Origin of the sequence: Desulforhopalus sp. IMCC35007 (assembly GCF_005116575.1) — a bacterium.
Classification (GTDB): Bacteria; Desulfobacterota; Desulfobulbia; order Desulfobulbales; family Desulfocapsaceae; genus Desulforhopalus_A.
Genome location: NZ_SWCN01000083.1, coordinates 1 through 479, shown reverse-complemented (window position 1 = coordinate 479; position 479 = coordinate 1). Strand labels below are relative to the sequence as shown.

General features: G+C 47.8%; 2 rRNA genes. Both read left to right on the top strand.

Features of this window, described 5'->3' with window-relative positions:
* Positions 1-139: ribosomal RNA gene (locus FCL48_RS24705) — 23S ribosomal RNA — on the top strand; the annotation flags it as partial.
* Positions 140-363: 224 nt separating this feature from the next.
* A 5S ribosomal RNA gene (gene rrf / locus FCL48_RS24700) occupies positions 364-479 on the top strand; the annotation flags it as partial.

The following is a 479-nucleotide window of genomic DNA, read 5'->3' as shown; positions in this document are numbered from 1 at the left end:
AAGCCCACTTCAAGATGAGATATCCCATGGCATTAGCCATCTGAAGGGTCGTGGTAGACCACCACGTTGATAGGTCGGGTGTGGAAGTGTAGTAATACATGGAGCTTACCGATACTAATAACCCGTGCGGCTTATCCATATCTTTTGATTAATGAACTACTGATTATTCTACTATTCAATTGTCGAGCTTTTGAGATACTCTTAGCACTGCAGGACCGTAGCTCTTGCAACACTTAGAGAATCTTATACCCTCAAGGGGTACTGAACTGAGTCCCAGGAGTGATAACGACTGGGATTACACGGAAAACAGTGCAAGGTAGGATGGGTACATCTCCCCTTCCCCACTTCAGGCACAACAAGTTTTACGGCGGTCATAGCAAAGAGGATCCACCCGTTCCCATTCCGAACACGGAAGTTAAGCTCTTTAGCGCCGATGGTACTGCACGGGCGACTGTGTGGGAGAGTAGGTCATCGCCGTA